Consider the following 24364-nt stretch of genomic DNA (forward strand, 5'->3'; position numbering starts at 1 on the left):
GGTCAAGTAAACGCTATGTGTCGTCGTAAAAATAGTTTTAAAACCCTGATTCACAGCCTTCTGATCGCCTTTGCGTTCAGCGTGACGGCTGCACAGGCTGCCCGCATCAAAGATGTGTCTGAGGTGGCTGGTGTGCGAAGTAACCAACTTGTTGGTTACGGTCTGGTGGTCGGTTTGGCGGGGACGGGTGAGACGACGCCTTTTACTGATCAAAGCTTTACGGCATTGCTGAAAAACTTCGGCATTGTCTTGCCTCCCGGCACCAAACCCAAGACAAAAAATGTTGCTGCGGTTGCCGTGAGTGCAGAATTACCCCCCTTTTCAAAGTCAGGTCAAAAAATTGACGTCACTGTGTCGTCGATTGGCTCAGCGAAGAGCCTCAGAGGCGGCACACTGGTGCAGACTTTTCTCAAAGGGTTAGATGGAAAGACGTACGCCATCGCACAAGGCAACCTGATTGTGGGTGGCTTCAGCGCAGAAGGGGCCGACGGTTCAAAGATTGTCGGCAATACTCCAACGGTAGGAAGAATCACTGACGGTGCCACTGTTGAGCGTGAAGTACCTAATCCATTTGGTCGCGGCGATTTCTTGACGTTCAACCTGTTTGACTCTGATTTCACCACTGCTCAGCGTATGGCGGAAACCATCAATGGTTTGCTGGGGCCAAATGTGGCAGCAGCGATGGACGCAACCTCAGTGCGTGTTCGTGCCCCACGAGATATTAGTCAGCGCGTTGCCTTCTTGTCGATGATTGAAAACTTAGAGTTTAATCCGGCTGAGGCGGCTGCAAAGATTATTGTGAACAGCCGCACCGGAACCATCGTCATTGGTCAGAATGTGAGACTACGTCCGGCAGCCATTACCCATGGTGGTATGACGGTTACCATCAAAGAAGATTTTAATGTCAGTCAGCCTAATCCGCTGGCAGGCGGCGAGACAGTCGTCACCCCCGATTCGAATATTGAAGTGACTGAACAGGAAGGTCGTATGTTCCACTTCAAACCGGGTGTTACGCTGGATGAACTTGTAAGAGCAGTAAACAGTGTTGGCGCAGCGCCTTCAGACTTGATGGCCATACTACAGGCTCTCAAGCAGGCGGGTGCAATTGATGGTCAGATGATAGTGATATAGCGTATGAAATCACCAGTCGATACCAGTTTTATCAATGACCTGAGCAGTTTAGATATGCTCAGGCAACAAGCACAAAGCGGTGAGGGGAAAGAAGATGCCTTGCGCTCGGCGGCAAGCCAATTTGAGAGTATCTTCACGCAAATGCTGTTTAAATCTATGCGTGATGCAAACTCGGTTTTCGACTCGGGATTGACCGACAATCGTACATCTAAGTTCTATCAGCAAATGGCCGATGAACAACTGTCGAGTACATTGAGTCAGCAAGGTTCTTTGGGCTTGGCGGAAATGATTGTTAAGCAGCTTTCAGGCTTGCAGAGCAGCGAGCCAATGGATGTGGGTGCGAATACCGCTTCTGATCGGTTGAAGCTTCCCGCTGCTAAGCCCGATGCAGCGCCTGCTGAAAATGAAAAAGAGCAAGACGATAAGCCAGTAACCGAAACTGTCGCTGCGAAAGAAGCGACGGATACCAAGTCTGCGCCACCGAAAGAGCGTGAGCGGGGTTTCTCTTCGCCAGCAGGCTTCGTCACGACCATGTTGCCGCATGCAATGAAAGCAGGACGTGCACTGGGCGCTGACCCTGCTATCCTGCTGGCGCAGGCTGCGCTTGAGACCGGATGGGGTCAAAAAGTCATCGAGAATGGGATGGGCAGTAGCTTTAACCTATTCAATATCAAAGCGAACCGCAGCTGGGATGGCGATAAAGTGTCAACACGGACACTCGAGTTCGAAAACGATATCCCAGTCAATAAGCAAGCCGCTTTCCGTAAATACCCGTCTTTTGAAGAAAGCTTTAATGACTATGCGGACTTTCTGACGACTCAGCCACGCTACAAAGATGCGCTGAAAGAGTCATCTAACCCTGAAGGGTTTATCCGTGGTCTGCACAAAGCTGGTTACGCGACTGACCCGGATTATTCCGACAAAGTTCTGCGTGTTTTTGAACAGGTAAAAAGCCTGCTCAAATAATTTCTTTTGCTAAAAGGTCAAGTCCTGACCCTAGCGGCCGATACGCTCCATAACGCGAAGGGATTCTGCCTGTCTGGCTACGGCAAGGTTTTGCCTGCAATTAGCCGCAAGATTGTAATTCCCTTAAATTTCTTATCGTTATTACGGTGCAATAGCCGGAATACAGCGTTTTCACACTCTGTTTTATGCAGTACTTCATGGCATGGTTTTTGTATCATTGTTTGATGCAAATGAAGTTAAAACGAGATTACCGGGGGCAGGATGGGTTTTGATTTGCTGAATCTCGGCGCGCAAAGTGTCATGACGGCACAGCGTCAGCTGAATACCACAGGTCACAACATTTCCAACGTGAACACTGAGGGCTACAGTCGCCAGACTGTGGAGCAGTCTGCCAGTGATCCTTACTACTGGGGTGGCAATCAGTGGGGTACTGGTGTCTATGCCAAGACGGTAAAACGCAACTTTGATCAATTTTCCGTTGATCAACTTCATGTGGCAACGTCTAACCTCGGTAATGCCAAAGCACGCGATGACAGGCTGAATCTTATTGACGGCATCATGTCAGGCATGGCGGGCAAAGTCCCCGAGCAAATGAACGAATTCTATGGTGCCGTTCGCACGCTGTCAGATAATCCAGGTGATATGGGCGCGCGCAGTGTGGTACTTGAAAAAGCCCGGATGGTGTCAAATAGCCTGAACCAGGTTAACGATGTGCTGTTCAGTCGTGAGCGTGATACCAACGAAGAAATTGATGTGACCTTAGATCGCATCAATGGCATCGGCAAAGAGCTGGCAGATATTCACCAATCGATGGTCAATGACCCAACCAATAACGACCTTTACGACCGTCATCAGCGCCTGATTAACGAACTCTCTGAATATACGCAAGTCAGTGTTAGCCCGAGAAACAGCGGTAATTTCAATATCATTATTGGCAGTGGTCACAACCTTGTTTCCGGTGTGCATTCCAGTGAGTTAACAACCGTACCCGGTGACCCTGATCAGCATCAGCGTCGCCTTGCGATGGTTGAAGGCAATGCGGTAAAAACCATCGATAAGTCAGATATACGTGGCAAGCTCGGGGCTCTTTTTGAATTTCGTGACAAAATTCTGCCTGATACCCGAGACGAGTTGGGTCGGGTGGCAGCGGGCTTTGCGATTAAGGTCAATGAACTGCAAGAGCAGGGTTTTGATGCCTACGGCAATGTCGGTGATTTGATGTTCCGAGACATGAACAGCGATCAAATTGCTGCGTCGCGCGTTGTCGCCAATCCGTCTTCTACCGCCGATGTAAAAGTTTACATCGATGACATCAATGTGGCACGTAGCGGTGATTACCAGCTTCGTTTTGATGGAGCAGCGTACAGCATTACCAATCCTGACGATCAGACTCAGTCTGTCACGCCAACTGGCGTTCCGCCAAGTTTCGAAATTGACGGTTTGAAAATTCAGATGGACTCGCCGATGAGTGCGGGTGATGCGTTAATTTTGCGTCCGTTTCGCCAAGGAGCTGGACAAATTGAAATCACCATGGATGACCCGGCAAAAATTGCCGCTCAGAGTTTTATCAGTTCACAATCCCGTCTGAGTGGAAGTGGTGACGTAAAAATAAACAGTGTGGGTGCGCAGGACCAGTTTCAGGTCGTGATTTCGAATGATGCTTCTCAATATACTGTGCTGGATAAAGACGGTAACACCTTGCTGACAGCAGCGGCCTATCCGCCATCATCACCGGTAACGGTTAACGGTACACAGTTCGAGTTAACGAACGGCGCGATGCCTAACGATGTTTTTGATATTAACCTGAACCCAGCTGTTGGTGAGAACGGCAACCTTCTGAAACTTCAGGCGTTGCAAACCGATAAGCAAATGGATGAAGGCCGCTCCAGCATCATTGACGTTTTCGAAGGGCTGAATACCCGTATTGGTATGTTAAAAGCATCAGCGGGTAACCAACGAGCGGTGGCGGTCACTGAACATGACGCTGCGCAAAGTAAAGTGGCCGAAGTCTCTGGCGTCAACCTTGATGAAGAGGCTGCCAACATGATGAAATTTCAGCAAGCCTACATGGCATCATCCCGCATAATGACAGCGGCGAATGATGCGTTTCAGCAATTGTTGAGTGCAACACGTTAAGGAGACTGAGTGATGATGAATCGTATTTCCAGCTTTCACAATTATCAGTCTGTTTCCAATGACATGATGAAGCAACAAGTCCGTATTCAGCAAAATCAAGATCAACTGGCATCAGGAAAACGCGTGCTGACAGCGGGTGATGATCCGGTTTCTTCTATTTATATTCAGAATTTTAAGCAACAAAACACCCAAATTGATCAGTATCTGGATTCGATCAACCTTGCCCGAAACCGTCAGGCTCGTGAAGAAATTGCCATCGACAATGCGGAGCAGTTGGTGGACAGTGCAAAACGCACGTCGTTGGCGATGATCAACGGTGCATTGTCTGAAGATGATCGTGAGGCGCATAAGCAAGAGTTGAAAGGGATTTTTGATAACTTCATGAATCTTGTTAACTCAAAAGATGAGTCCGGGAACTACCTGTTTGCAGGCACTCGCACTGATGCACAACCTTTCTTCCGCAACAACAGTGGTGACGTCACCTACGTTGGCGACAGTTATCACCGCAAATCGCAAATTGCAGCATCGCTTGATGTCGTGACCAGTGACCCGGGTGACAAAGTCTTTATGGATATTGATAATCCATTTGGCAATTACGATCCGACCTATGACCTTGGTGACGACTCAACCCTGTTGTTGTCGTCGGCAGTGAATGCCAACAACAGTGACAATGCGGCTTATGAAATATCGTTTGGCGCGGATGCCAGTGGCAACACAACTTATGAGCTTTTCCAGAATGGTGTTTCTGTTGATGCTGGCGTTTACGATCCTCAAAATGGTGTGAACTGGGGAACACTCTCGGTTCAAGTGGAAGGCAATATAGAATCGGGTGATTCGATAGACTTGTCTCGTCAAGATACTTTCAGCGTGTTTGAATCCTTCAAACATGCGATGGACATGTCAGACAAAGCGCCGGATGATGCTTCTGCGACTGCCGAATTGCACAAGGTCACTGAGCAGTTGGCGGGGGCTTTTAAACATTTAAACCAAGCCCGTTCTGATGTGGGTATTCGCCTGCAAACAATGGATCGTCAGGAAGAAACCCATCAAGATTTTAAGGTCGATCTCAACCGTTCATTAGGAACGATGGAAGATTTGGATTACTCAAAAGCTGTCATTGAATTGAATGAAAATATGCTGGCATTGCAGGCATCTCAACAAGCTTTCTCAAAAGCAAAATCGCTGAGTCTGTTCAATTATATGTAGATATATCAGTCAAAAGTTCGCCATTTTTCTTCGTTAGAAAAAAAAGAACCCCCGCAATTGCGGGGGTTCTTTTTTGTCACCATGTTTATTGGGAAGACAGTCGACCGGTAACATGCTTCACTATGCTGTCGACAACAGGATATTTGTTTTCGATGAGTGGTGGGTAGTAATAGCCGAAGCCCGTTTCCCACTCGAGTTTTACTGGCACATTATGATCAGAATCTTTATCCCAGCCATAGAACAGATGACATTCTTTGCCGATGGCATTGGTTAGTCGGAAGATTGCCGTTGCCGCGGTGATCACCAGATCGCAGGCCTCAATCAGCGCGCCAGTACCCACAAAATCATCACGCAGATCGATATCTTCAAGCTGGATAATGTCAACGCCGCTGAGTTTTTTGATTTTTCTAATCTCTTTACTGCAATCGTCATATTGAAGATTTACAAATAAAGCCTCGGGAAACGCTTCAACCAATCGGGCCACATCATCGACAGACAAAAAGTGAATGTTACGGCTTGCCCCCGCCAGACCACTTCGCCAGCTCAGACCGATTACGTGTTTTTTATTGTGCGCTTTTTTAAGTTCGTCGAAATGAGAGGACCATTTTTCAACTTGATCGTTGGGTGGTGAAAAATAGCTCGCCTGATAATGGTGCTTTCCTGATGATTGGTATGCAATGGCCGCAAGGCTGCCACCCGCAATCCAACTGGTAATATCACGTTTTACTTCTTCCGGAATGGCCATACTTTCATGGTCGACACGTTTGACGGGAACGGCGATAACCTCTGGATGTGAAATGTTAAGCACTGGCACCAGTCTTGGTTCGCAGGCAACATATACTTTTGCCGCATTCTCGACAACAATCGCTAAATTATGGAAAAACTCGATTTCATCACCCACGCCCTGTTCAGGGACGACCAATACGATGTCGCTTTTTGGTCTCGATAAATCCCACCGAGCAATGTCACCGCGATAACTCAGACGAGCACCAGATTCGATGCCTTTTTCAAAAGCGTCATAAAATGCATCCCAGTTATAGAGCGTCCTATGAATAAAACAGGCGTTGAATTGTGCTTCAATGTCCTGAGGGTAACGATTGAGATAATCATCAAGAATTTCGAGTGATTTTTTTGGCTCACCTGCGTACCAGAAGGTTTCAGCAAGACAAGGCAAAAACTTATCTTTTTGCTGTTCGGTTTCTGATTTGCTGATGGCCTTTGCCATTAGCTTTTGACATCTGATGATGCTTTCCGGCACAAAATTATGTTTATCGCGAAGTAGGCGAAAACCCGAAAAGGCGAGTTGAGACAAAAATTGACGATCATTAGGGTGCTCACGGTGCATGTCTGTCGCGACCCGATTGACCTCTATCCAATTTTGCTCATGTTCGTAGCTATTGATGATCAATCGCTGAGCAGTCAGTTCGGTCGGCGATGTTTTTAACACTTTTCGGCAATATTCTCGCCCGGCAGTGTAGTGCCCCATCATGATTTCGGCTTTTGCCAGCAACACGGTCAATCTAAGGTCTGATTCGGCAAGGTCGAGTCCACGCAATGCAGTTTGTCTCGCTGCTTCAGGCTTTTCGAGCTCGATCTGCAATTGGGAAAGTGCTTGATAGGCGGGCACATGGCGATCATCTATCGCCAATATTGCGGAGTAAAGATCTGCGGCTTGCTGGAAATTGCCGCCTTGCTCCATTTCAAGAGCAACGGCAAAGGTTTGCTCAATTTCATCCGACATAACCTGCCGTTTGATCATGGTACTGTCTGACATTTGTCGTTTGGTTTTTCGGCTGTCTGCGAGATTTCTTGTGGCGTCGGCCAGCTTTTGCCGCAATGCCAAAATATCTTGATTATCCGGTGCCTGTTCTTGCAACACCTCAACAATGAGCAGCGCATCTTTGTTATGCCTAACTGGTGCAGCAGGTTGGCCTTATCAAACCAGACTGAGAGATTTTCCGGTTCAACTTCCAGCGCCGCATCAAGACGAGATATTGCCGCATCAAATTTACCGTCCTCCATGTCGAGTACACACAGTATCTGGAGAACAGCCACTGAGTCCGGTGCATGATGAAGAATTTGTTCAAACACTTCGCGGGCTTGCAGTGGTTGCTTTTGTTGATACAAAGACACGCCGTGTTGAAATGCCTGATCGAGAGTCATTGCATTCTCAGAGGTGGTTTCATTCATAGTGTTTACCTGAAGTTGTTGTGCGCGCGAAGGCAGGTAGTTTTGCGACATTTTCTTTATAGTCCTATTTTTAGCAAATACCGTACCGACGCTGTAATTACGGGAGTTTTTTTCACTTTAACTTGTTTTAAGTCACACTATTCTGATGTCGAATTTCATGAGTCGACTTGTAAAATATGAATTTAATTGCTGTTATTGTAGGGACAACTTTTTGCCGCTTTTGCGGAGAGCATCAAAAAAAATTGTTGCCGCTTTTAAAATGACTTCTCCTAAGTTATTGGTTTTAAATAGATAAATTTTTTGGCATGCTATTTGTATATATTTTGAGCAAGTCCAAGTTTTTGTCTTGGCAGGTGAGAAACTAAGAGCAGAAAGGCAATACCCGCTGTGTAGTTTTCAAGTTGTAGATGCGGGCTAGCCGTTTTCGCAGAGTTAAGCGAAAGTCAAAGGAGAGCAAAATGGGTGTAACAGTTAACACCAACGTGTCTGCAATGACTGCGCAGCGTTACCTAAATCAGTCGACTAATGCACTCAGCACGTCGATGGAACGCTTATCTTCTGGTAGCCGTATAAACAGCGCCAAAGACGATGCAGCAGGACTGCAGATTTCAAACCGACTCATGACCCAAACTCGGGGTCTTGATGTGGCAATGCGCAACGCGAATGATGGTATTTCGATAGCGCAGACAGCCGAAGGTGCGATGCAGGAATCAACCACCATACTCCAACGCATGCGTGACTTGTCACTGCAGTCCGCGAACGGTACTAACAGCACGTTAGAGCGGGAAGCAATACAGGAAGAAGTCACTGCGTTGCAGGACGAACTCAACCGGATAGCAGAAACCACCGCTTTTGGTGGTCGGAAACTGCTAAATGGAACCTTCAGCCCCTCAGCATTCCAGATAGGTGCTGATGCGGGTGAAGCGATGACCATTACGATGACCAGCATCCGTGCGGATGACAGTCGAATGGGCGGGGTCGCATTTGAAGGCTCGAATGCCAAATCGTCTGGGTGGTCAGTTGCGGCGAGTAACAACACACTAAACATCACCTTTGATGCTGGAGCAGGCACGACAACAACGATCAAAATCGACGCTAAAGTCGGTGATGATATTGAAGAAGTTGCCACCTACATCAACGGTAAATCTGAAAGTAAGCTCAGCGCGTCAGTGACTGAAGATGGCGAACTACAGATTTTCTTCCGAGATGCCTATGTCGATGGCAACGTGACGTTTGGTGGTGGCCTTGCATCCTCACTAGGTATCACCACGGGCGCAGGTACAGCTGTAACTGCCCAGAGTATCGATGTCAGCACGTCTGGTGGGGCGCAACTGGGTGTCAGTATCATTGACTCCGCGTTGGACTACATCGATAAACAACGCGCTGATCTCGGTGCTAAGCAAAACCGTCTCAGTCATACGATCAATAACCTGGCCAGCATTCAAGAGAATGTGTCAGCGTCGAACAGTCGTATTCGGGATGTGGATTTTGCGAAAGAAACCACCCAGCTCACAAAAGGCCAGATTATGCAGCAGGCCAGTACATCAATTCTTGCTCAGGCGAAACAACTGCCGCAGGCTGCACTTAGCTTACTGGGTAATTAATGTGAGGCTAGTCGAGAAAAGCGGCATGGTATTGCCGCTTTTTTTATGGCTTTTTATCACATGGCCGTTCACATTCTGAATCACTCATTTTTACTGGCTTCAATAGCATCGGTCTTCACTTTTCACTCTATTTATTTTCCCTATAAACCTGCCCTCAAAAATATAACCCTCTAAAGAAAAAACATTTTTTGCCGACACAATAACCAAGAGCGGCTTGAGACAGCATCTCACGCTATTGGAGTTTGTCTGGAGGCAATATGTCATTCAGTATCTTGACCAATATGTCGGCTATGCGGGCATACCGGTTCCTGAACCGGACAAACGGTATGTTGAATACTGCCATGGAGCGCCTGGCGTCCGGACAGCGGATTAATAGCGCGAAAGATGATGCCGCCGGGTTACAAATAGCCAATCGCCTGAATAGCCACATACGGGGAATGGATGTTGGGCTGAGAAATGCAACGACGGCCTGTCAATGTCTCAGGTGTGGATGGCGCGATGGAAGAAGCAACCAGCATGTTATTCCGAATGCGGGATTTAGCCCTGCAGTCAACCAATGGCTCCAATACCGTGAAAGAGCGCGAAGCCATGCAGGAAGAAATTTCGGCGCTCAAAGATGAAATAAATCGAATTGCTGAAACCACGAGTTTTGCGGGTAAGAAGCTGCTCAATGGTTCGTTTGGGTCCGCGGCGATTCAATTTGGCGCAGAAGCGGGTGAAGCTGTACTGATGAAGCTTGATAGCTTACGTACAGAAAACAGTAACATGGGGGGCTATCACCACTCAGCTGCTACTGGGACATCGGCTGATTGGTCTGTGTCTGGCAGTGCCACCACAATAAGAATTAACTTCACCCCCAGTTCCGGCAAGGCCTTTGATATCACGATAAATGCAAAGGCTGGCGATGATATCGAAGAAGTCGCCACCTTGATAAACGGTCAAGCGGACGGAAGGCTGGCAGCCTCTGTGGATGGCGACGGCAAATTGCAGGTGTTCACACCTGAAACGGGTATGACGTCATTTAATATTAGTGGTGGCTTGGCCACTTCATTGTCCTTTATTGGGCTGGCTGGTATGGGAACTCTGAGCGCAAATAAAACGCTGGATGATGTAGATATCAGCTCGATTGGCGGCGCACAGCTCGGTGTCGGCATTATTGATGCCGCACTTGAGCACATTGACAGTGAAAGGGCGAAATCTGGGGCATTTCAGAATCGGCTTAATCACATCATGAATAATTTATCCATGACGCAGGAAAACCTGTCGGCCTCATATAGCCGAATCATGGATGCAGACTTTGCCCGTGAAAGTGTCAATTTCACCAAGGCACAGATTCTTGAACAGGCGGGTACCTCTGTTCTTGTTCAGGCAAAAGCACTACCGATTAATTTGTTATCCCTGCTGCGATGAATGTGATCGCTGTACCTCGGTGCTCGCTGTTTGACCATCAAGGTTGAGATCAAAACCTCATTTACGCTGCAGTTTTTAAATAGTTTAAAAAAAAGATAAAGGTTTTCGCCACCTTGCCGTTAAACAGGGTGAGAAAGAAGTGTACTGATTTTCCCTAGATTAGCTGGGCGGAAATCAGAGTAAGAACGAATGGAGAATAGTTATGGCTATTACTGTAAACACTAATGTGTCTGCAATGACCGCTCAGCGTTTCTTGAACAATTCAACTAACTCGTTGAATAACTCTATGGAGCGCCTTTCATCGGGCTTGCGCATAAACAGCGCAAAGGATGATGCTGCGGGTTTACAAATTTCTAACCGTCTGACAGCGCAAAGCCGCGGTCTGGACGTTGCAGTACGAAACGCAAACGACGGCATCTCGATGTCACAGACAGCAGAAGGTGCGATGGAAGAAACCACCAGCATCCTGCAACGTATGCGTGACTTGTCTCTGCAATCAGCTAACGGTGTTAACGGTGCGAAAGAACGTGAGTCAATTCAGGAAGAAGTGGTAGCACTTCAGGACGAATTGAACCGTATCGCAGAGACAACATCTTTCGGTGGTTCTAAACTGCTCAACGGCACATTCGGCACACGTGCATTCCAAGTGGGTGCGGATGCTGGTGAAGCTGTCATGATGGAATTCAAGAACATCCGTGCTGACGAATCAGAAATGGGTGGTCAGGTACACACCGCGGGTAATGGTCAGTCAGCTGGCTGGGCCGTCACTGCTGGTAACACCGAATTCAAGATGGTCATTGATGGTGGTGAGAGTATCACTATCAACGCGAAAGCGGGTGACGACATTGAGGAAGTAGCGACTTACATCAACGGTCAGTCAAACAAATCTGTCTCTGCATCTGTTAACGAAGACGGTGAACTAGAGATTGTTGCTGCAGCTGGCTCGACGATTACTTTCACAGGTAACCTATCAACATCTCTGGGCATGTCTAACGGCGCGGGTACCGCTGAGAGCATCCAAGACGTTGACGTGAGTACTGTGGGTGGCGCACAAACGGCTGTTGGTCTTATCGACAACGCTCTTAAGTATGTTGACTCTCACCGTGCTGAGCTGGGTGCGAAGCAAAACCGCCTGACTCACACTATCTCGAACTTACAAAACGTAAACGAGAACGTGAGTGCATCGAACAGCCGCATCAAAGATGTCGACTTTGCGAAAGAGACAACGCAATTCACCAAGTCTCAGATTCTACAACAGTCTGGTACCTCGATTCTGGCGCAAGCGAAGCAAGCACCATCGGCGGCACTGAGTCTGCTAGGATAATTAGGTAACGTTATGAAATGGTGGGTGGTTATCACCCACCATGACTGACCGAAGAGGTGAACAGCAATGGACAATTCATCCGTTTCCCTGTCATCTAATGCTCAAGTCAATCCACAAACAGGCACAAATGTTGCTAATAAAAAAGTGGATGGAGAGCAACCTAAAATCGCAAACCAGCGAGTGCCTGTCTCTACTGAGACAGAAGCTGCTAGCAATAGCGAGCAACTGAAAGAACAGTTAGGCAAGGCACAAAAGCTGCAAAAAGAGCAGCTTGAAATGCTGGTATCACGGTTAGATGATTTTGTCTCTACCTTCAACAAGGGCCTGTCGTTTCGACTCGACGAGGCATCTGGTAAAAGTGTTGTCACTGTGTACGAAATGAGTACCGGCGATGTGATACGCCAGATACCTGAGAAAGAAATGCTGGAACTTGCTCAACAGCTCTCGCTTCATGCAAGAGGGCTGGTTCAGGAAAAAGTGTAAGTAGAGGCAATTATGGGCTTAAGTGCATCAGGCTTAGTCAGTGGTTTAGACATAAACAATCTGGTTAGCCAACTTGTTGAGGCAGAGCGTGCCCCAAAACAAAGTCGCATTACCAAACAGCAAAATGATATAGAAACTGATATCAGTGCTTATGGTCGACTTAAAGATGCGCTGGATACGATGAAAGACACTATGTCTAAATTTCGTAAAGACCATACGTTCGCAGCCAGAAGCTCTGCTTCCGATAACCCGGAGGCTGTTTCTGTTTCTGCTGAACACGATGCGATGACAGGGTCGTATTCCGTTGATGTACAGCAGTTGGCACAATCCCAGAAATTGGTGTCCGACGCGTTTACAGAAGACAAAAACTTTGGTTCCGGTAGCCTGACGCTCCAACTGGGTTCGGAATCTATCACTCTAAATGTTGGCGAGACAGAAAATACGCTTGCCGATATTGCCAGCCTCATCAATAAACACGCTTCCAACCCCGGTATTGCTGCTTCTGTCATCAAAGATGATGACGGTGAACGGCTTATCCTCGGTTCCGAGAAGACAGGCGCGGACAACACGATCACGCTTACCGTCGATTCAAGCACCACGGGTGATCTCAATAGTTTGGCGTATGTGCCCGGTACAGTGAACAATCTCACAGAAGTACAGGCGGCAAAAGATGCCCGTATTGTTGTTGACGGTCTTGCCACTATCACAAACTCCAACAATACCTTCAGTAGTGCTATTCCTGGTGTGAAAATTGAAGCGAAAGAGTTGAGCAATGGCTCCCCTGTCAATATTTCTGTCAGTGAAGACAAAGCAGCAGTAAAAAAGGTAATGGAAGAGTTTGTTGACTCTTACAACGCTTTTTATCAAATCACCCAGTCTGTGGCGAAATATGACCCTGAATCGGGAACTGGCGGTGCGTTAGTCGGTGATAGCCTGATTCGTTCCGCAACCAGTCAGTTGCGTGCGGTCTTCTCTTCGCCAATTGAAGGCGCACCAGACACAATGAAAACACTCAGTGAGTTTGGTGTGACGACCACGATGGAAGGGCGTCTGGAAATAGATTCAACCATCATGGACAAACAGCTTGATCAAAACTTCAGCAAGCTGGGTGACTTTTTTGATGGCAATAATGGTTTTGCCAAGAAATTAGAGGACACTGTCGACCGGTTTACCAGTTTTACCGGGTCGATAAAAAGCCGTGAAAACAGCCTGAATGAACAAAAAAATCGTCTCGATGATGATCAGGTCACATTAGACTTACGCATGGAACAATTAGAAAAAAGAACCATGAGTCAGTTCACGGCCATGGAGAGTGCGATGGCGCAGATGCAGTATCAAATGTCCGCCATGATGAGCATGATGCCACAAATGGGTAACCAATAATGGCATTACTGTCAGCTCTCAACCATATTGATGAGCAACTGCTTTCTCTTCTGAATGAAGAGAGTCTTGATCATGAAAGATTGGCATATTTATTGAAAGAACGAGAAGGTTGCCTTGGTGACATTGAAAAAGCCCAGAGCTTTACTGATAAGACAGTATGGGAAGACGCAATGTCCAGAAGTCAGACGATTTTTGACAAGATAAAAGAGCACCACAGTCTGGCGTCGCAACTGATGTTTAAGTTGCAAAAAGGACGCAAGTCGATACAGGTATATCAACGCATTAGCCGGTGAGGAATATTATGAGAGGCTCCCTTAAAGCCTATAAAAAAGTCTCGATAGACAGTCAGCTAAGTGAGGCATCGCCACACAAGGTCGTACAAATGCTGATGGCTGGTGCCATTGAACGCCTTGTTCAAGGCAAGGCAGCAATGCAAACAGGTAACATTTCTGTGAAAGGCGAACGTCTCGGTAAAGCGCTGGACATCATCATAAGCCTTCGCACATGCCTGTCTATGGATGATGGTGGTGAAATCGCAGAAAACCTTGATGCCTTGTATGATTTCATGATCCGTCAGATTTCTGTCGCGAATAGAGACAATGAAGAACAACCCATCGACGATGTTGTCGAGATCTTAAAAGAGATCAAATCAGCGTGGGATCAAATTCCTGCTGAATTTCACGATGGAAATGTTGTTGGGGCCTGAGTCACACTTCATACATATTCCTATTGAATTGCACTAGGCTCACAGGTTTTGTGGGTCTTTGGTTGCCATATGTCGCACATTAATTACAATAGCGCGACGTGCAACGCTAATTGGCATTAGTTGCGTAAAAAATCAATGGAATTTGAGGTAGATACTACTCACTCATGCAATGTTTAGCGAAGGTTCTTGTAGTAGATGATGACGAACGGTTTCGTCATGATCTCGGTGTCATTTTTGATTTCATAGGCGAACAGTTTATTACCTGCTCGTCAGCTGAGTTCGATCAAGCCATCTGGAAACAGGCGGAAGGCACTTTTTTTCTCGGGCATATTCATGCTCCCGAACACCTTGCTCAAATTTCTGATTTCCTGTCTATAAACAACCATATCCCTGTTATCGCGCTTAGTTGTAACGCCAGTGCAGTATCTGGTTTGCCGAATTTTGTTGGTGAGCTGGCGTTGCCCCTTAACTATCCCCAGTTGGCTGATGCTCTTCGCCACTGTCAGGAGTTCTCCGGTAAGAACGCGATAAAGATCCCTCAGCTTCATCAGAAAAATACGCTGTTTAGAAGTATGGTTGGCCGTAGTGATACGATCACTGAAGTCCGTCACCTGATAGAACAGGTTGCCCCGACGGATGCAAATGTGTTGATCCTTGGTGAGTCAGGAACAGGAAAAGAAGTCGCTGCCCGTAATATTCACTTCCACTCCAGCCGTGGTAAAGGACCGTTTGTTCCGGTTAACTGCGGGGCGATCCCTCCGGATCTGTTGGAAAGTGAACTTTTTGGCCATGAAAAAGGCGCGTTTACAGGTGCTATCTCAGCGAGAAAAGGCAGATTTGAGTTAGCCGAAGGTGGAACGCTGTTTCTTGACGAAATTGGCGATATGCCTCAGCCGATGCAGGTAAAGCTGCTACGCGTGCTTCAGGAGCGTTGTTTCGAGCGGGTTGGTGGTAGCAAGACGATCAACGTCAATGTGAGGGTTGTGGCCGCCACTCACCGTAACTTGCCGACAATGATTCAGGACGGTGGATTCCGTGAAGATTTGTTTTATCGACTCAATGTTTTTCCGATAGAAATGCCAGCACTGCGTGAACGTATCGAAGACATTCCGCTGTTGGTGCAGGAGTTACTCGCCAGATTAGAGGCGGAGGGTGGGGATAAAGTCCACCTTACGCCAAGAGCAGTGTCTTCATTGATGGAGCATGCTTGGCAAGGAAACATTCGCGAGTTAGCCAATCTGATTGAGCGTCTCGTGATCCTCTATCCGGGTCAGATGGTCGACGTCAATCGTCTTCCTTCAAATTACCGTTACACTGACGTCCCTCACTTTACTCCTGAGCCTGGTTCTGGCTATCTGGAAACAGAAGAAGAACAAGAAAGGGACGCATTGAATGCCATGTTCTACGAAGAAGACCCTATCGATGAAGCGGTGGCAGCACTGAATGAGTTACCGCCAGAAGGTGTCAATCTAAAAGAGATGCTTGCTGATCTGGAAATCGATATGATCAGGCAAGCACTTGAGGCGCAAATGGGTGTCGTTGCGAGGGCTGCTGATATGCTTGGTATGCGTCGAACAACACTTGTTGAGAAAATGCGTAAGTATGGCCTCAACAAAGATGACATTGTCTGATTGCATTCAAACCTAAGCGTAATACTTACGTCAAAAAAACGAAGTCAAAAAAATGACTTCGTTTTTTTATCTGAATCACCCGTTAATCCCTTGATATATTTAGACTAAAAATTGGCACACTCCATGCTTAAAGCTAATCATGTCAGAAACCAAACGTGGTTAGTGAAGAAAGATGGATGCTATTGATTCGCCGTTAGGATCACTTGAACAACAAACTCAGCGATACAAGCAGGTACTCGATGTTATGCCTGCTGGTGTTATCCTCCTGGATTCTCGCGGATGTATTGCAGAAGCAAACCCTGAAGCTTTGCGTTTGTTGGGTGAACCTCTTGAGCGCGAGCGTTGGTTCGATGTTATACAGCGCGCCTTCTCACCTCGTGACGATGATGGGCATGAGGTGTCTCTCAAAGATGGCCGAAAGGTAAAACTCGCCATATCTGCGTCTGAACAGGGTCAGCTGATTCTGATCACCGACATGACAGAGACCCGCCTTCTACAATCTCGAGTCAGCGATCTGCAACGATTGTCGTCACTTGGGAAAATGGTGGCGTCTTTGGCGCATCAAGTTCGCACCCCGCTGTCGAGCGCACTGTTATATGCCGAGAATTTGGCAGTACCGTCGCTGACCGATGATTCTCGCCAGCACTTTCAGCGGAAGCTTGTCGATCGCCTGCATGATCTCGAAAAGCAGGTTAATGACATGCTGCTATTTGCGAAGGGCGGCGATAACAAAGTCATTAATCGCTTCACGTTGGAAGATTTACTGAACGAATTCGAGCCTATGGTTGAGACAACCGTCATGGGACATAACGTCGACTTTGCGATTAATTGCCTCGATGAATCTCACTGTCTGATAGGCAACGTCAATGCGTTGGCAAGTGGATTATCAAACCTTGTCCTCAATGCAATTGATATATCTGGCAAAGGCTGCAAGGTTGTCGTCGATGTCAGAGCTATCGACGATAAGGTATTAATCTCGGTTGCCGACAATGGCCCGGGGATTGAGAAAGCACTGCAAGAGCAAATTTTTGAACCTTTTTTCACAACACGCAAACAAGGCACTGGCTTGGGTTTGACCGTCGTACAGATGGTATGCCATGCCCACAAAGGACAGTTAACTGTCAATTCTGAGCCGGGAAAGGGAGCCTGTTTTACCCTTTGTCTGCCAGTGGCTGAAAACGCAGATGCGCAGCCCGTTCATTTTTCAGGAGATACACAATGAAACAGAGCAAAGTTCTGATCGTAGAAGACGACGCAGGCTTGCGTGAGGCACTGGTCGATACGCTGGCTCTGGCAGGATACCAATGGATTGAGGCAGACAGTGCAGAAGAGGCCCTTCTTCTCCTTAAAAAAGAGTCTGTCGATATTGTTGTCTCTGATGTTCAAATGGCGGGGATGGATGGACTTGCGTTGTTGCGTAACCTGAAAATTAATTACCCTAAGCTACCCGTCTTATTGATGACAGCTTATGCCAATATTGCTGATGCAGTATCTGCAATGAAAGAAGGCGCCATCGACTACATGGCCAAACCTTTTGCGCCTGAGGTGCTCCTCAACATGATTGGACGATATGCGCCACCTCATGTCGATAAAGTCGATGCAGTGGTCGCGGATCCAAAAAGTAAGGCCTTGATGGCGTTAGCCGATAAAGTGGCGAAAACTGACGCTAACGTGATGATCCTGGGCCCCAGTGGTTCTGGTAAAGAGGTGATGGCGCGTCATATCCACTGTAACTCTACCCGCCATGACGGCCCCTTTGTCGCGATTAACTGTGCAGCAATTCCAGAAAATATGTTGGAAGCGACGCTGTTCGGCTACGAAAAAGGCGCGTTTACCGGTGCAGTGCAGGCGTGTCCGGGTAAGTTTGAACAGGCGCAGGGTGGCACGATTTTGCTGGATGAAATCAGCGAAATGGATTTGTCTCTGCAAGCCAAGCTATTGCGTGTGCTGCAAGAGCGCGAAGTGGAAAGGCTCGGCGGACGTAAAAGCATTCAATTGGATGTTCGCGTGTTGGCAACCAGCAACCGTGATTTACGCCATTACGTCGAGCAAGGTAACTTCCGTGAGGATTTGTACTACCGCCTGAATGTTTTTCCTATCAGCTGGCTGCCTCTAAAAGACAGGCAGGGCGATATTCTGCCTCTGGCCACCCATCTGACTCAGCGTCACAGCCTGAAACTGGGACAGGGTGTGCCTGATATAAAAAGTTGCGCTGCGCAAAAACTGGTGTCATACCCATGGCCCGGTAATGTCAGGGAATTGGATAACGTTATTCAACGAGCATTAATTCTGTGCGGGAATAACCAGATTCAGGCTGAGGATATCCTTCTTGAAGGGCTGGATTGGCAAGATGCCAATGGTTTGACGGAGCAGGTATCGACATTCGTGGCACCTACCACGACTGTTCAGGCTGAGCCTTCTTCAATGGACTTGCCAATGTCTGTGAAAGAAGGGTTGGGTGGTGAATTGCGAGAGCAAGAGTTCGCGATTATTCTTGACGCATTAAAAGCCTGTGAAGGGCGCCGAAAAGATGTTGCCGAGAAACTTGGTATTAGCCCAAGGACCTTAAGATACAAGCTCGCGAAGATGCGTGATGCTGGAATCGAACTACCGGGCTAGGTATCACCCAATAAAGTAACAGCAAAGATAATGGCTTGCTTTTTGCATTAGATGGTAAGAAGCACAGTATTTATCTAGTCTCAAGGGATTGAGTCAAAATTTTGACAGCGAAGGTGGCAGATGAAAATCAACGCAATGCAACAGGAAATGCAAGCCCTAATGGCAGAAGCTCAAAACACCAGTCGCCCAGCAACTGGCCAACAGGTCGGTCAAGATTTTGGTCAACTTTTATCGAGCGCAATCAACACTGTTAATGGTCTACAGAAATCATCGTCTGATATGACGACAAGGTTCGATCAGGGAGACCGCAGTGTCAGTTTGTCAGATGTCATGATTGCCCGAAACAAATCCAGCGTTGCTTTTGACGCAACGGTGCAGACAAGAAATAAGCTTGTCGAAGCCTACAAAGAACTGATGAACATGCCTGTTTAACCTGGGATCTAAACCGTGGCAGAAGAAAGTCAAAATACAGATCTGGCAATATCAGACACCGTGGCAGCATTACCTGCAGCCGCAGACGTTGGTGATGATGTGTTGGTAGCACCTGCAAACGATTCCTCCAGTGTGTTAGGCGGGATGGATTTTGCTCGCCAGCTGATCCTAGTAACGGCATTGGCCATCTTCATTTCACTGATCATCATGATGTTCTTCTGGCTCAGAGAGCCAGAGCTTCGTCCGTTGGGTCAGTATGAAACCGAAGATCTTATTCCTATTCTTGATCACCTTGACAGCAAGAAAGTGGATTACCGCCTTGATGGCAATACCATCATGGTACCTGCGAATGAATACGGTGATATCAAGCTTGATATGGTCAGGGGCGGCCTCAATCAGCGTACTGAAGAGGGCGATGATATTCTTTTGCAGGATATGGGCTTTGGTGTCTCTCAACAACTTGAACGTGAACGGCTTAAACTGAGCCGTGAGCGCCAGTTGGCAACGGCAATAGAAAAAATTCAGCATGTTAAGAAAGCGCGTGTTCTTCTTGCGTTGCCGAAACGAAGCGTATTTGTTCGCCACAACGAAGAAGCGTCAGCAACTGTATTACTCTCATTGAGGAATGTCAGCACGCTGGGGCAGGAAGAAGTCAATTCCGTCGTTGATATGGTTGCATCGGCCGTACCGGGTTTAAAACCTAATCGGGTTACGGTGACTGACCAACATGGTCGTTTGCTCAGCTCGGGTAGTCAGGACCCGCTCTCGGCGGCACAACAAAAAGAATACGAACTCGAGCGTAAGCAAGAACAGACATTACGTGAAAAAATTGATGCCATTTTGATTCCGGTCCTCGGGCTTGGAAACTACACCTCACAGGTTGATATCACGCTGGATTTCACGAAAACAGAAGAAACGCGCAAACGCTTTGACCCGGCGACGCCCGCGACACGCAGCGAGTATAGCCGAGAAGATTACAATAACAGCGACCTCGTTGCAGGTATTCCGGGGGCATTGAGCAATCAGCCTCCTGCCGACTCGGCAATTCCTGAGGACGTGAAAACACTGAACAACGGTGAAAATGCCGAGAATGGCTCACTCAGCCGCGAGTCAACCCGTAACTATGAGCTGGATACCACCATTAGCCACAAACGTTCACAAACGGGTGTCATCAGCAGGCAGACAGTGTCTGTTGCTGTGAATTATGTTCAGGGCGTCAATAGTGAGACTGGCGAAGCCACATTTGGCCCGGTTGCCGACGCGGAGCTCGAAAAGATTCGGCGTCTGCTGATGGGCGGCGTTGGCTTCTCTCAAGCTCGTGGTGATGTGCTTGAAGTGATATCTGTTCCATTTGTCAGACCAGAAGTCGAAGAAATTGGCGATGTCCCAATTTGGGAACATGAGAACTTTAATGATTGGATACGCTGGTTAGCAGGCGCACTGATTGTTATTGTCGTCATTCTTGTACTCATTCGCCCTGCATTGACTAAGTTGATGTACCCAGAGCAGGACGACGATGGCATGCTGGGGCCGAATGGCGAAATGCTTGGCCCTGATGGCCTGCCATTGAACCCTGACGATGATATTGGCCTGATAGGCGCAGATCTTGATGGTAGTGGGGACTTCTCTATCGGCGATTCCGGTGTCGGTTTACCGGACCTCCACAAAGACGAAGATATGCTCAAAGCTGTCCGTGCATTGGTGGCTAATGAGCCAGATCTGGCAGCACAAGTTGTTAAAAACTGGATAAGTGAAAATGGCTGAGAATGAAAATGCTGAAGGCACCCTTTCAGGGATTGAGAAAGCTGCAATACTGCTTCTCAGTCTCACCGAGCAGGACGCCGCGAGTATTATCCGTCACCTAGAACCCAAGCAGGTTCAGAAAGTGGGTCAAGCGATGACGTCGTTGACCGATCTTAGCCAGGAGCGTGTTGCCGCGGTTCACAGTTCGTTCATCGAAGAGATCCAGCAGTACACCTCGATCGGTATGGGCAGTGAAGACTTTGTTCGTAACGCATTGGTCGCTGCATTGGGTGAAGATAAGGCTAACAACCTTGTCGATCAAATTATCTCTGGTGGTGCCTCTCGCGGTCTTGAGGCGCTCAAATGGATGGATCCTCGTCAGGTTGCCTCCATTATTTTGAATGAGCACCCGCAGATCCAGACTATCGTCCTGTCGTATCTTGAGCCGGAACAGTCTGCCGAGATACTGACACAGTTTGCCGAACGTGATGCCTTAGATTTGGTGATGCGTATTGCTACACTTGAAGAAGTGCAGCCTGCCGCATTGAAAGAGCTGAACGAAATCATGGAAAAACAGTTTGCCGGTCAGTCTGGCGCGCAAGCGGCCAAGATTGGTGGCCTGAAAGCCGCAGCCGATATTATGAACTACATGGACAAAACCATGGAAGCGGCGCTCATGGAGCAAATCGAGCAGAACGACGAAGATATGGCATCCCAGATTCAGGATCTCATGTTCGTTTTCGACAATCTGGCCGATGTCGACGATCGTGGTATTCAGGCTATCCTCCGCGACGTTCCGCAGGAAGCCCTGCAAAAAGCACTCAAAGGTGCGGAAGAAGGGTTGCGCGAGAAGATGTTTGCCAACATGTCCTCCCGTGCTGCAGAAATGCTGCGTGACGATTTGGAAGCCATGGGCCCAATCAGGGTGGCCGATGTCGAGACCGCTCAGAAAGAAATCCTGTCTGTGGCACGACGCCTTGCCGACTCTGGCGAGATCATGTTAGGTGGCGGCGGTGCCGACGAATTCCTATAAGAAACAGGCGGCCACTGGCTGCCTGTTATCGTTAATTTTTGTTTGGAGTGAATGATGACTGATGATCGCCGTCGCGGCTTTATTCGCTCTAATGAACTACCTTCGGATACCTTTAGTCGTTGGTCTCTCCCAGATCATCATGACAAAAAGCCGCCGCCGCGTGAAACCGCGTTAAATTTTGATCCCGGTTGGGCGCCTGAGATTGAGGAAGAAGATCTTCAGCATAATGAACCACACGTCGCCGTAAAACCTCTGACCGCTGATGACTTGGAAGAAATTCACTCTTCTGCCGTTGAAGAGGGTAGAGAAGAGGGACGTCAGGCTGGTTTTGATGAGGGACGTGAAGCCGGTTTCGCTGAAGGTCGAGAAGCGGGCTTTGAAGAAGGTCGAGAAGCCGGCTATCAGGAAGGTTTGACTAACGGTCAGCAAACGATTGATGAAAAGTGCCAGCAGCTTGGCGAAATGATTGAAAAGCTGGCACATCCCCTACAGCAGGTTGATCAAAGTATCCATCAGCAGATGATGGATGTGGTTTTGATGCTTACTCGTTCCCTTATCGATGTTGAAGTACAAACAAATCCCCAAGTTATTTTGTCGACGTTGCGTGAAGCGGTGCAGTCATTGCCAGTGTCGGGGCGAAAAGTCTCTGTCTATCTGCACCCTGAAGATCGCGAAAGAGTTGAAGATGCCCACGGTGAGCAGGGTATCGCAGAACGAAACTGGAAATTGGTATCAGAGCCTTCTTTGAATGTTGGTGATATTCAATTGCATTGTGAAGACTCGTCTGTTGACTATCGTATGGAAGACCGTGTTCGACATTTACTCGAACAGTTCAGCGGGCAGAACCCTGTCCCTGATGTACCTGCACCTCCGGGAAACCATCAGAATGTATTACTTGATGAGCCCAAAGAACCCGTTGGAGAGCCCCCTGTTGTTGAAAGTGAAATTCACACTGAAACGTCAGAGGTAATGGACGCGTCCGCCGAGCAAGTTGAAGAGCATACTGAACCTTCTGCGCCAGAAACGACGCCAGAGAACAATAATGCAGAGCCTGTCTGAGCGATTCAACACGCTCAAAACCGCTAATCTAGTGACAAGACCTGTCGCCTCAGGGCGACTGGTGCGTGTCGTCGGTTTGACGCTTGAAGCCATTGGCTGCCGGGCGTCCGTTGGAAGCCTTTGCCGTGTTGAAACCCTCCACGGTGATATTGAAGCTGAAGTCGTTGGTTTTTCGGGCGAAACACTTTTCCTGATGCCCAGTGAACAATTGACCGGCGTATTACCGGGCGCGAGAGTGACCCCGTTAGTGCACGAACAAGGCATTGCTGTTGGCCCAGAATTACTGGGTCGCGTGATTGATGGCGTTGGTAACCCACTTGATGGTAAAGGCGAACTGTTCACTGAAAAGAAAGCATCATTCACTGCTCATACGATTAACCCTCTTGCGAGAAAGCCAATAGACTCGCCGCTCGATGTCGGTATTAAATCAATAAACGGTTTATTGACGGTCGGTAAAGGTCAACGTATCGGTCTTTTTGCCGGTTCCGGTGTCGGTAAATCAGTGACACTTGGCATGATGACCCGCGGAACGACAGCGCAGGTGGTTGTGGTTGGGCTAATTGGTGAGCGGGGCCGTGAGGTCAAAGAGTTTATCGATGAAATTCTTGGTGAAGAAGGACGTGCACGTTCAGTGGTTATTGCCGCTCCGGCTGATTCGTCACCATTGATGCGTTTGAAAGGTTGCCAGACGGCGCTGACCATAGCTGAGTACTTTCGCGATCAGGGATTAGATGTCTTATTGCTCATGGACTCGCTGACTCGCTTTGCCCAAGCTCAACGTGAAATTGCGTTATCTGTCGGTGAGCCCCCCGCGACGAAGGGTTATCCGCCTTCTGTTTTTGCCAAACTCCCCGCGCTTGTTGAGAGAGCAGGAAACGGCAGTGACGGGCAGGGCTCAATTACAGCATTTTTTACCGTACTGACTGAAGGGGATGATTTACAAGATCCTATTGCCGATGCGGCGCGTGCCATTTTGGATGGACATATTGTTTTGTCGCGTGAAATGGCTGATGCTGGGCATTATCCCGCTATTGATGTTGAACGTTCCGTGAGTCGTGTGATGCCAAACATTGTTAATGAAGAGCATATGTTGATGGCACGTGCGGTTAGGCAAGTGCTGTCAGTTTGCCGGAAAAATCAGGATTTGGTATCGATTGGCGCTTATAAGCCGGGTACCGATCAGGCTATCGATCAGGCGTTTACGTTCAAGCCAAGGCTTGATCAGTATTTGCAGCAAGGGATGAAAGAAGTGGTGCCATACGATATGTGTGTCAACATGCTTCGTTCGTCACTTCAGGGCTGAGGAAG

20 protein-coding genes and 1 pseudogene are annotated in these 24364 nt (G+C 48.0%); 19 read left to right on the forward strand and 2 right to left on the reverse strand.

Annotation, left to right across the window (positions count from 1 at the left end):
- The first annotated feature begins 15 nt into the window (after positions 1-15).
- From CS022_RS12395 to flgL, 4 genes are all read left to right on the forward strand, one after another.
- A complete protein-coding gene (locus tag CS022_RS12395; protein ID WP_129122537.1) occupies positions 16-1131 on the forward strand; it encodes a flagellar basal body P-ring protein FlgI in 1116 nt (371 codons plus the stop codon).
- A 3-nt stretch (positions 1132-1134) separates the two neighbouring features.
- On the forward strand, positions 1135-2097 hold the full coding sequence (gene flgJ / locus CS022_RS12400) for a flagellar assembly peptidoglycan hydrolase FlgJ (RefSeq protein ID WP_129122538.1): 963 nt from the start codon (positions 1135-1137) through the stop codon (positions 2095-2097).
- A gap of 261 nt (positions 2098-2358) precedes the next feature.
- The gene (flgK, locus tag CS022_RS12405; RefSeq protein WP_129122539.1) at positions 2359-4233 is read left to right on the forward strand and encodes a flagellar hook-associated protein FlgK; all 1875 of its coding nucleotides are present in this window, start codon (positions 2359-2361) and stop codon (positions 4231-4233) included.
- A 12-nt stretch (positions 4234-4245) separates the two neighbouring features.
- On the forward strand, positions 4246-5439 hold the full coding sequence (gene flgL, locus CS022_RS12410; protein WP_129122540.1) for a flagellar hook-associated protein FlgL: 1194 nt from the start codon (positions 4246-4248) through the stop codon (positions 5437-5439).
- Between the two features lie 85 nt (positions 5440-5524).
- Here the strand turns inward: flgL and CS022_RS12415 are convergent, their stop codons facing one another.
- Complete coding sequence (locus CS022_RS12415) at positions 5525-7198, reverse strand: tetratricopeptide repeat protein (protein WP_145964513.1); 1674 nt, start codon at positions 7196-7198, stop codon at positions 5525-5527.
- Positions 7195-7629, reverse strand: a complete 435-nt coding sequence (locus tag CS022_RS12420) for a tetratricopeptide repeat protein (protein ID WP_129122542.1) — start codon at positions 7627-7629, stop codon at positions 7195-7197. Before CS022_RS12420 ends, CS022_RS12415 begins: the two co-directional genes overlap by 4 nt.
- Before the next feature lie 458 nt (positions 7630-8087).
- Between CS022_RS12420 and CS022_RS12425 the strand changes: the two genes are divergently transcribed.
- The 15 genes and pseudogenes from CS022_RS12425 to fliI all read left to right on the forward strand — a co-directional run bounded on the left by CS022_RS12425 (position 8088) and on the right by fliI (position 24359).
- On the forward strand, positions 8088-9233 hold the full coding sequence (locus CS022_RS12425) for a flagellin (RefSeq protein WP_129122543.1): 1146 nt from the start codon (positions 8088-8090) through the stop codon (positions 9231-9233).
- A 257-nt stretch (positions 9234-9490) separates the two neighbouring features.
- Positions 9491-10643, forward strand: a pseudogene (locus CS022_RS12430) (flagellin).
- A 202-nt stretch (positions 10644-10845) separates the two neighbouring features.
- Positions 10846-11967, forward strand: coding sequence for a flagellin (locus tag CS022_RS12435; RefSeq protein WP_129122544.1), 1122 nt, complete (start codon positions 10846-10848; stop codon positions 11965-11967).
- A gap of 66 nt (positions 11968-12033) precedes the next feature.
- Positions 12034-12450, forward strand: coding sequence for a flagellar protein FlaG (locus tag CS022_RS12440; protein ID WP_129122545.1), 417 nt, complete (start codon positions 12034-12036; stop codon positions 12448-12450).
- 12 nt (positions 12451-12462) lie between these two features.
- The gene (gene fliD, locus CS022_RS12445) at positions 12463-13833 is read left to right on the forward strand and encodes a flagellar filament capping protein FliD (protein WP_129122546.1); all 1371 of its coding nucleotides are present in this window, start codon (positions 12463-12465) and stop codon (positions 13831-13833) included.
- Positions 13833-14126 carry a hypothetical protein gene (locus CS022_RS12450; RefSeq protein WP_129122547.1) on the forward strand — a complete coding sequence of 98 codons (294 nt, stop codon included), beginning with the start codon at positions 13833-13835 and terminating at the stop codon, positions 14124-14126. Before fliD ends, CS022_RS12450 begins: the two co-directional genes overlap by 1 nt.
- An 8-nt stretch (positions 14127-14134) precedes the next feature.
- Positions 14135-14539, forward strand: coding sequence for a flagellar export chaperone FliS (gene fliS / locus CS022_RS12455; protein ID WP_129122548.1), 405 nt, complete (start codon positions 14135-14137; stop codon positions 14537-14539).
- A 164-nt stretch (positions 14540-14703) separates the two neighbouring features.
- Positions 14704-16170 carry a sigma-54 dependent transcriptional regulator gene (locus CS022_RS12460; RefSeq protein WP_129122549.1) on the forward strand — a complete coding sequence of 489 codons (1467 nt, stop codon included), beginning with the start codon at positions 14704-14706 and terminating at the stop codon, positions 16168-16170.
- A 172-nt stretch (positions 16171-16342) separates the two neighbouring features.
- Positions 16343-17392, forward strand: a complete 1050-nt coding sequence (locus CS022_RS12465; RefSeq protein WP_129122550.1) for a sensor histidine kinase — start codon at positions 16343-16345, stop codon at positions 17390-17392.
- Positions 17389-18789, forward strand: a complete 1401-nt coding sequence (locus tag CS022_RS12470; RefSeq protein ID WP_129122551.1) for a sigma-54-dependent transcriptional regulator — start codon at positions 17389-17391, stop codon at positions 18787-18789. Before CS022_RS12465 ends, CS022_RS12470 begins: the two co-directional genes overlap by 4 nt.
- Before the next feature lie 120 nt (positions 18790-18909).
- The gene (gene fliE, locus CS022_RS12475; RefSeq protein ID WP_129122552.1) at positions 18910-19221 is read left to right on the forward strand and encodes a flagellar hook-basal body complex protein FliE; all 312 of its coding nucleotides are present in this window, start codon (positions 18910-18912) and stop codon (positions 19219-19221) included.
- A gap of 15 nt (positions 19222-19236) precedes the next feature.
- Positions 19237-20985: a flagellar basal-body MS-ring/collar protein FliF gene (fliF, locus tag CS022_RS12480; protein WP_129122553.1), complete on the forward strand. Its 1749-nt coding sequence runs from the start codon at positions 19237-19239 to the stop codon at positions 20983-20985.
- Positions 20978-21997, forward strand: a complete 1020-nt coding sequence (gene fliG, locus CS022_RS12485; protein WP_129122554.1) for a flagellar motor switch protein FliG — start codon at positions 20978-20980, stop codon at positions 21995-21997. The genes fliF and fliG overlap by 8 nt, the downstream gene beginning before the upstream one ends.
- A gap of 51 nt (positions 21998-22048) precedes the next feature.
- Entirely contained in the window at positions 22049-23056 is a 1008-nt protein-coding gene (locus CS022_RS12490; protein WP_235869488.1) for a flagellar assembly protein FliH, read from the forward strand.
- The gene (gene fliI, locus CS022_RS12495) at positions 23040-24359 is read left to right on the forward strand and encodes a flagellar protein export ATPase FliI (protein WP_129122556.1); all 1320 of its coding nucleotides are present in this window, start codon (positions 23040-23042) and stop codon (positions 24357-24359) included. Before CS022_RS12490 ends, fliI begins: the two co-directional genes overlap by 17 nt.
- Positions 24360-24364: the final 5 nt, after the last annotated feature.

Origin of the sequence: Veronia nyctiphanis, assembly GCF_004116385.1 — a bacterium.
In the GTDB taxonomy this organism is placed as follows: domain Bacteria; phylum Pseudomonadota; class Gammaproteobacteria; order Enterobacterales; family Vibrionaceae; genus Veronia; species Veronia nyctiphanis.